This window comes from Arcicella gelida, from assembly GCF_034931025.1.
Classification (GTDB): Bacteria; Bacteroidota; Bacteroidia; order Cytophagales; family Spirosomataceae; genus Arcicella; species Arcicella gelida.
Genome location: NZ_JAYGIL010000061.1, coordinates 1 through 8,642, shown reverse-complemented (window position 1 = coordinate 8,642; position 8,642 = coordinate 1). Strand labels below are relative to the sequence as shown.

Annotated in this window: 7 protein-coding genes; 4 read left to right on the top strand and 3 right to left on the bottom strand. The window is 34.4% G+C overall.

What is annotated here, in order from left to right:
- Positions 1-200 precede the first annotated feature (200 nt).
- Positions 201-2,090, bottom strand: a complete 1,890-nt coding sequence (locus VB776_RS24290; protein WP_323699440.1) for a beta-N-acetylhexosaminidase — start codon at positions 2,088-2,090, stop codon at positions 201-203.
- 215 nt (positions 2,091-2,305) lie between these two features.
- Between VB776_RS24290 and VB776_RS24285 the strand changes: the two genes are divergently transcribed.
- A complete protein-coding gene (locus VB776_RS24285; RefSeq protein WP_323699439.1) occupies positions 2,306-4,735 on the top strand; it encodes an alpha-L-rhamnosidase-related protein in 2,430 nt (809 codons plus the stop codon).
- Positions 4,736-4,802: 67 nt separating this feature from the next.
- Here VB776_RS24285 and VB776_RS24280 read toward each other — a convergent pair whose 3' ends face one another.
- Positions 4,803-5,498 (bottom strand): XRE family transcriptional regulator, encoded by a 696-nt coding sequence (locus VB776_RS24280; RefSeq protein WP_323699438.1) that lies wholly within the window; start codon positions 5,496-5,498, stop codon positions 4,803-4,805.
- Between the two features lie 264 nt (positions 5,499-5,762).
- Between VB776_RS24280 and VB776_RS24275 the strand changes: the two genes are divergently transcribed.
- A complete protein-coding gene (locus VB776_RS24275) occupies positions 5,763-5,936 on the top strand; it encodes a hypothetical protein (RefSeq protein ID WP_323699437.1) in 174 nt (57 codons plus the stop codon).
- 110 nt (positions 5,937-6,046) lie between these two features.
- A complete protein-coding gene (locus VB776_RS24270) occupies positions 6,047-6,934 on the top strand; it encodes a glycerophosphodiester phosphodiesterase family protein (protein WP_323699436.1) in 888 nt (295 codons plus the stop codon).
- Positions 6,935-7,010: 76 nt separating this feature from the next.
- Here the strand turns inward: VB776_RS24270 and VB776_RS24265 are convergent, their stop codons facing one another.
- The gene (locus tag VB776_RS24265) at positions 7,011-7,517 is read right to left on the bottom strand and encodes a hypothetical protein (RefSeq protein ID WP_323699435.1); all 507 of its coding nucleotides are present in this window, start codon (positions 7,515-7,517) and stop codon (positions 7,011-7,013) included.
- 136 nt (positions 7,518-7,653) lie between these two features.
- Here VB776_RS24265 and VB776_RS24260 point away from each other — a divergent pair, with 136 nt between their 5' ends.
- Positions 7,654-8,529 (top strand): hypothetical protein, encoded by an 876-nt coding sequence (locus VB776_RS24260; RefSeq protein WP_323699434.1) that lies wholly within the window; start codon positions 7,654-7,656, stop codon positions 8,527-8,529.
- Positions 8,530-8,642: the final 113 nt, after the last annotated feature.

Sequence of the window (8,642 nt, the reverse complement as noted above, 5' to 3'; positions counted from 1 at the left end):
GCCAATAGCTTTTTTAGAAAAGGTTTGAACGTGATAAGGAGGGGATTAAAGAATCCTACCAAAACCTTTATGCAACTCTGGACTGAATGTATTAATATATTCACCAAATGGACAAATATCCAAGTGTCTCATAATCAAATATTTACAAAAACCTTCGGGTAGAGTAAATTTAATTTTAACCTTTTAAAAAAAATGAAAAATTATTGCTTAGTAGCTCTTTTTTCTAATTCCGCTCTTTTCAAAGTAATCAGGTGACCAAGTGGTTTTCCATTACGATAAGTGATTACTCTTAGCGTGATAGGCCCTTCTGGAAGCTCAATAATTTTGCTATATTTTGGTGAAAAGCTGTCTGGCATCGTATCGTCGATGGTGAAATAAATATCCAAATCAGATAATTCTGAACCCAATTCCAAGCTCAATTTATTGTTCTTCAAAGTCGTTTTTACGATTGCATCATATACTGCACGAGAGTAATTTACTTGGGCAAGGTCTGCTCTATCAAAATGCGCTTCCATTCGTTTTGAGAAATTCTCCCAATTTTTTGATACTTTCGGCGACCAGTAAACGTCTGCCAAAGCCCATGCTCTTGGATAGGTCATATACTCTGCATAACGTAAATTTGGAATTTGCTCTGTCCAAAGATTACCTTGTCCGCCTAAAATATACTTTGCATCTACTCCATCTGGTACTGGTTCAAAACTATAACTTTTACTTACTCTTAAACCAGCATAAATTGGCGGATCAACAGTATTTTCGCCTTGATTATAATCTAAATACGCAAAAGTTGTTGGTGTCATTACAACATCATGACCCATTTTTGCAGCTTCAATTCCACCTTTTATTCCTCTCCAACTCATTACAGTAGCTTCTGGCGAAATCCCGCCTTCCAAAATTTCATCCCAACCCAATAATTTCTTGCCTTTAGCTTTCAAAATTTTCTCTAAACGATTCATAAAATAGCCTTGCAAATCCTCTACGTGACGAATATTTAGTTTTTTCATCAAAGCCTGACAACCTTCATCAGCTGCCCAAAAACCTTTGTAACACTCATCGCCTCCCACGTGGATATATTTATTAGGGAAAAGTTCTGCTACTTCTGTAAATACTTTATCTAAAAATTCATAGACTTTTTCGTCCGAAGGGTTCAAGGTATTTTCATACAAAACCTTGAAAGTACCGTTTCCATACCAATCAGCAATGGAAGCTCCCGGATTGACAAAAGTTTTTGGATTTTTATTGCAACTCAACTCTGGATAAGCCGCAATTGCCGCCATGCTATGTCCCGGCACATCAATTTCTGGCACAATCGTTACATTACGTTCTTGGGCATAACGTACTACTTCTTTAATATCTTCATGTGTATAAAAACCGCCTTCGGTTGCTACTTCACCTTCTTTCGGAATGGCACGGTCGCCGAAATGTCCGTATCTTGCTACTCTGTAAGCTCCTACTTTAGTCAACTTTGGTAAAGATTTAATTTCTATTCTCCAACCTTCATCATCCGTCAAATGCCAGTGAAAAGTATTGAATTTCATGCGAGCCAATTGGTCAATATACTTTTTCACATCTTCTTTTGAAAAGAAATTACGACTCACATCAAACATTACACCACGCCAAGCGAATCTTGGATAATCCGTTACTTTCACCGAAGGAATCGTCCAAGCGGTTTTAGCCAATTCTTTACCTTCAATTTCTTTTGGTAAAAGTTGAATCAACGTTTGAATTCCATAAAATAAACCTGCCGAAGTATTCGCAGAAATCACAACTCCTTTTGTATTCGATTCAAAAGTATAGCCTTCTTTTCCAATTTTTTCGTTAGGAACATCATTGATATTTAATTGAATTCCTCCGTTTTTCCCTTCTTGTACTTTTAAAGAAAAACCCGTTGGAGTACTGATTTTTTGTATCAACATTTCAGCGGCTGAACGTCCTTCTACTTTATTGTAAGAAATAATTGTAGCTTTATTGAGCGTAAACAAACCAGCAAATTGTTCAATCTCAACGGGTTGAGGAATAATATTTAAAGTACTCTTTTGAGATTTAGCAAAAAAACTCGCCAAGAGTAATACAAGAAACAATGTTTTTTTCATTTGATATTTTAGTTTTTTTGATTGGACAAAGGTTTTGTGAAACACAATAATACCATTTTAAAATGAATCATTATAAGTGATGGTATTATCGTCATCTTTTTTTCCTTATTTTGTTCACAAATCTTCTATTATTTATCCTAAAAAATACCCTGAATTATCTGTCATTCAAGGATAAATAATAGATTTCAAAATCCATTTTTATAAATAAAAAATCTATGAAATCTTTTAAAAAACCATTACAGACGCTTGGTTATGCCTTTTTAGGAATTTTCTTGAGCGACTGTACTCAAAAAAATGTTTCCAATCTAAGTTTAGAAAAATCCATTTCAAACGTTGAAAGTATCAAAGGACGAAAAGAGTATTTGAATTCTCCTTACGTTACTGCTGGTGATAGACTTTATGTAATTGGGCATCAAAACGGACAATTTCCTGATTTGGGCTGGCATGTTACTGGTGAAATGGGCGGCATTTGGAATCACCCGATAAAATTAATGGATGGATTTACTGGTACGATTTCCGAAAATGGACAATCGGTTTGTTTATCGCAAGCCGATGAATTTGTGAATTTCCCTTTTGCGAACAAACTTACTTATCAGTCGCCAATCAAAGGTTTGTCGGTCGAACGCTTTCAATTTGTTCCAGATGGACAAGAAGCTGCTGTCATTGAATACACTTTTCATAATACCGAAGCGATAAGTAAAACATTCACCTTTACTTTTGAAGGTTATAGCGATTTGCGTCCGACATGGTTAGGCGAGCGAACCAACATGATTGACGGAAAAGACGAAGCCACTTGGGACGAAACTACCAAAACTTGGGTTGCGAAAGATGCCCTTAACGACTGGTTTGTGATGTTTGGTGGGGCAAATGCTGAAAAAGTAAATTTATCCGAAAAAGCCCTTTGCGATTATACTCCACAAGGTCAAGGCTGTCGGGCAGCACTGAAATTTACGGTTACTGTTCCTGCCAATAGTTCCAAAACCTTACCTATTACCATTGCAGGTTCGTATCAGTCATCTCAAAAAATGAAAGATACTTATCGTTTTGTGCAAGCCAATGCCCATAAATTATTGGCAGAAAAACAAGCACGTTATAAAAGTATCGAACAAAAAACTCGTTTGACAATTCCCGATAAAAAACTTGAACAGGCTTTTCGTTGGGTGAAGTACGATACCGATTGGTTGATTCGTGATGTACCAGAAATTGGTCGTGGACTTTCGGCAGGTTTGCCCGATTATCCGTGGTGGTTTGGGGTAGATGGCGAGTACGCTTTACAGGGTTTAATTGCCACAGGTAGAAGAAATGAAGTATATAGTGCCATAGATTTGATTCATAAACTCTCAGAAAAAACGAGTGGAAATGGGAAAATTCTACATGAAGTTTCTACTAATGGAGCTGTTTTTAATGATGGTAACGTGAATGAAACGCCACAATTTGCTTCGCTGATTTATAAAGTATATCAATGGACAGGCGAAAAAGAATTTTTAGCCAAATACTTTCCAACGATAAAAAAAGGTTTGAATTGGTTAATGACCAAAAATGATGCAAATGGAAATTTATTTCCTGATGGTTTTGGAATGATGGAAATTCACGGGATGAATTCTGAAATGATTGATGTGGCAGTTTATACTCAAAAAGCTTTTGCCGATGCCGCTGAAATGGCAAAAGTAATGGGCGAAAATACTTTGGCAAAAGAGTACGCCGAAAAAGCCTTGTTGATTCGTCAGAAAATTAATAAAGATTTTTGGGTGGCAGATGCCAACTCCTTTGCTGACTTTATTGGTACAAAAGAACAAGCCTTGCATTTGGTGGATGACGCCATCATCAGAGCCGATACTTTACAAAAACCTTGGGCAGTAGAAGAACTAAAGGCAACCAAAAATAAAATTGAAGCTTTGCCCTCTGGTACTTCACAAGGTTTTGTTTTACATCATAATTGGGTTGTAAATACGCCGATGGAAATGGGTATTGCAGATACAGATAAAGCCATTACCGCCTTGAATACAGCCAGTAAATTCGTTAGCCCATTCGGTGTTTTTGTAACTGGAATCGACCGTGACGAAACGGCTGGAAAAGACGAAATGCCAACTTCACTCAATCGTAAAATCTTTACTTATACAGGTGCAGTAATGACCTTGCCGACGGGAGTTTTGGCGATTTCAGAAAATAATTATGGTCGTCCAGATGCAGCTTTGGGCTATTTGAACAGAATGACAAAATCTTTCAGTTTTGCTTTGCCAGGTTCAATCTATGAAGTATCGCCCGATTATGGCATGGTAGCTCAAGCTTGGAATTTGTACAGTTATGGTATTCCGATTGTGCAACAATTTTTCGGAGTTAAACCAAATGCGGCTGAAAAAACTGTTATTATTCAGCCACAAATGCCCAGTACTTGGGATAAAGCAAGTTTAGAAAACGTTAGTGTTGGCGATAATGAAATTTCTATTCATTACGAAAAAGTGGGAAAAACTTTAAGCTTAAAAATCGAACAGAAAAATACTGATTGGAAAATTGTAATTGCTTTCCCGAAAGGAAAATATCAGCAGTTTATTATCAATGAAGAAAAAGTAAAAACTACCAATGATACCAATTTTGATTATGTTGAAAGTAGCCACAAAATTATTACACTAAATGCAACAGAGTAATTAAAAATCGCTTTGTCTTTGAGAAATCAAGGACAAAGCCATTTTTATACACAATAAAAAAATTATTTTATAAAGGATATTTTGAAGAATAATAACCTACAAATTTCCAAAGTTCTTGAATATCATCTCCCAAAACTGGATATGGTGCATAATGCTCATTGGTTGATTTCAGCACCAACACATTCATTTCAGCTAAATAATTAAATACTTTTTTAAGAACAATCCCTTCACTTCTGGTAACTACTACACAAACAGTTCCATCTTTCACGGCTTTCCAATTTTCTACATATTCTGCGAAAACCAACGAACCTTCTCTTAAAGGCAACATAGAATCTCCCTGAATCGGGAAAACTCTGTACTTTTTATCTTTCGCTAGAAAAGGTACATTAAAAACTGGCAAATTACTGATGTATTCCAAATCGCCATAACCATTTACATAACCAGCCACAGCTTTGATAGGCACATATTCTATATTATCTTCATTATCAACGCTAACTGTAGTGGTCAAAATTCTTAGGCGTTCTTCTTGTTTGGGTTCAGGTCTTTTTACTGAAAGGTCTGTCTTTAATAGTTCGTCAATGTTTACATTAAAATACTCCGACAATTTCACTAAATCAGTGTAGCGAGGTTCAGCTCTTCCGCTTTCATAAGAACCCAAAGTTGACTTTTTTATCATTAATTCATCAGCCATTTTCTCCTGTGAAACCTTACCTTCAAGGCTTTTGCGTAAAAATTGTAGATTTTGACTAAAAAAAGTATCCATAAATTTGGTTTTTAATTTTTATTTTGAGTAAATTTATTCATCAAATCAAAACGAATATGTTTTGTAAAAATATAAAAATTAGTCAAATATTCAAAACGAATACTTTTTTTAATCGTAAAATGTTTATTTGATATGTTTTCAGAAGAAATCTTAGCGAAAAAGGAATTGAAGGGATATTTAGATTTCGTAGAATAATAAAAGATTTTAACAGTAATTATTTTAATCAATCCATAAACTTCTTACAAAAGAAAAGATTCCAAGGTCATGAAAACTAAAACTAAACTTTTCACTTCTTACGATTTAATCAAAGCGATAGAAAGAGCAGCCAATTTTATTGATGCAGGCAATCATCAAGTTGTACAAGATAAATCAGAAGTATTACCTGATAAAAAGGGTTATAGAGTAACAATCAAATATCACTCGTTTGCTCGTAACTAATTTCACTAATTGTGTTTTAATACAATCATAACTTGTATTTGAATAATCAGGATTTAAAGTAAATTACTTTTGTTTTCTTAAACATCAACAATTTACTCTTTAACAGACTGATGAAAAAATACGCTTTAATGATATGTTGTGTACTTGCTTATACACAAATGTTTGCTCAAGATTTCGACCTTGAAGGACATCGTGGTGCAAGAGGCTTAATGCCTGAAAATACAATTCCTGCTTTCAAAAAAGCTTTGGATTTGGGTGTTACCACTTTAGAAATGGACGTTTGTATTTCTAAAGATAAAAAGGTGGTGGTTTCGCACGAGCCTTATATGAATGCTTTGTACGCTACCAAACCCAACGGTACAGAGGTTAGTAAAGACGAAGAAGTAAGCTTGAATTTGTATCAAATGACTTACCGCCAAATCAAGCAATTTGATACTGGAAAACGTGGAAATATTTTATTTCCAGAACAAGAAAAAGTAACAACGCACAAGCCTCTATTATCGGAAACCATTAAAGCTTGCGAAGCATATATCAAAGAAAAAGGCTTGAAAGCCGTTCAATATAATATTGAAATTAAATCAGAGGAAAAAGAGTATGGAATTTCTCAGCCTGAAACGGTTGAAGAGTTTTCTGATTTGGTTTATCGAGAAATCATTAAATACTTACCCGCCAACAGAGTCATTTTACAAAGTTTTGATTTTAATGTGTTAAAATTTTGGCACAAACAGATTGAAACCAAACAATATAAAAACATTGCCCTTTCTGCCTTAGACGAAAAGACAAATCCAGAAAAAGCATTTGAAGAATTAGGCTTTTTACCCAATTTTTACAGTCCATATTATAAAACACTTACGAAAGAACAAGTACAATTTTGCCATGATAAAAAAGTAAAAGTGGTGCCTTGGACGGTCAACACTTTAGAAGACATGCAAAAAATAAAAGCGACTGGAGTTGACGGTTTAATCACCGATTATCCTAACCGTGCAAAAGATTTATAATTTAACTTCTGAACATACTTATAACAAAAATAGCTCGGTGAATGCCGAGCTATCTTTGTTATAAGTAATTTAGTACCTAAGCGAATTGAAATGTTTCTTCTTGTTTGAATAAAACCTCTTTAGGTTCTTCATTCATAAACGATAAATCTATTTTTACATGTGGTAATAGCTCATCTTCTAGCAATCTAGCCCATTCATTCATATAAAGAACAACATCGTTACGAACGTTGTGGTGTAATTCATAACGCTTTTCAGCAGGAATTCTAGCCAATACTTTTTTATCAGAAAGACGTTCTAAGTTTTGTAAATCAGTCGTAGTTAAACCATAATTCAATAAATCAGCGATGAGTAAATCCATAGGCAAACCACTTGTCGGGCAAAATTCCTCTACTTGTTCACGCCAATCGCCACGCCCTTGCATAGCAAACTGATGAATTTCTGCTTTGGTCAATTGTGTTAATTCTTGGGCTAAATTGCCACAATTACAACTGCCCATGTGTCCCCATTGATAAGCTGCACCCTTCGCCAACTTCTCAGCCGTTCTACGAAGAGCATTGATTAATGCTGCATTTGCGTGTGCCATGTTGATATGTTTTTAATTTTGTTAAAATCTATTCTAAGATAAACATTTTCTAATGCGAGGATAACCTATCGTGCAAGAAATTTGTTTTAGACTTGCTTTTAAATTTGTAATTTCGGTAAAACAAAAATCTATAACCATGCTACCAATCGCATTAAAATCATTTCATATTAAAAATTACAGAGGAATTATTGATACACAAATTGATAATATTCCAGATAATACACAATGGATTTTTTTGACTGGAGAAAATGGATTTGGGAAGACTTCTTTGTTACAAACTTTAGCGGAATCTTTAGCTGGAAAAAAAATAATTGCGGGTAAAAATTCCATTTTATCATTATCTTACAGACACAACAAAGCTTTTATATTTCAAACATTTAATGAGCATAAAACTTTAAGTTTTCCAAGTAATACTATTCTCCCTGAGTCTTGGTTGCAAGAGTCTGACACTCCTGAAAAAATATCGTTAGAAATAATACATCAAACTACGAACAATGATAACTCAAATCTTACCAACGATAAAGAACCTTATGAAACTACAAATAAAGATTCCTACAGAGAAGGCTATATGAGTTATCCCTTGAATAATATTATTGCATATGGCTCTACAAGGTTAAGAATTGCTGATGGAACTGAAGTTGAGCAATATGGGCTCTATGGAGACATATCATCAATCTTTTCTTCCGATATTAGACTTATAAATATAGAAGAACGTTTGAGAGATTGGTTTAGATTTGACAAGTATCGATTTGATAAAATCGAAAGTTTATTTCAAACATTACTACCAAGATTAGAAAGAATTGAAGTTGACTATGACAAAGCAAAACAGATTTCCAAAATTAAATACTTTGAAAAAGACAAAGAAAATAACATTTATACAAATGGTTTGACTTTTATTCAATTAGCTGCGGGTTATAGAAATATTATCGGGATGATTGGAGATATGGTGTTAAGACTTTCATTGAAAAAGGATTTTGAAAATTATCAAGATCTAGAAGGCATAGTCCTATGAGGTGGTTCAAAAAAACGGCACACTTTTTTGCATAAAAAATGCGGAAAATGGAATTAAAGAAACCCAAGAAATCACACGCACATTACGAGCCTGATTTTAAAGAGGAAATACTG

Bases quoted from the DNA above. Each gene is read 5' to 3' on its own strand.
- VB776_RS24290 (WP_323699440.1), bottom strand. From the start codon at position 2,090: ATGAAAAAAACATTGTTTCTTGTATTACTCTTGGCGAGTTTTTTTGCT.
- VB776_RS24285 (WP_323699439.1), top strand. From the start codon at position 2,306: ATGAAATCTTTTAAAAAACCATTACAGACGCTTGGTTATGCCTTTTTA.
- VB776_RS24280 (WP_323699438.1), bottom strand. From the start codon at position 5,498: ATGGATACTTTTTTTAGTCAAAATCTACAATTTTTACGCAAAAGCCTT.
- VB776_RS24275 (WP_323699437.1), top strand. From the start codon at position 5,763: ATGAAAACTAAAACTAAACTTTTCACTTCTTACGATTTAATCAAAGCG.
- VB776_RS24270 (WP_323699436.1), top strand. From the start codon at position 6,047: ATGAAAAAATACGCTTTAATGATATGTTGTGTACTTGCTTATACACAA.
- VB776_RS24265 (WP_323699435.1), bottom strand. From the start codon at position 7,517: ATGGCACACGCAAATGCAGCATTAATCAATGCTCTTCGTAGAACGGCT.
- VB776_RS24260 (WP_323699434.1), top strand. From the start codon at position 7,654: ATGCTACCAATCGCATTAAAATCATTTCATATTAAAAATTACAGAGGA.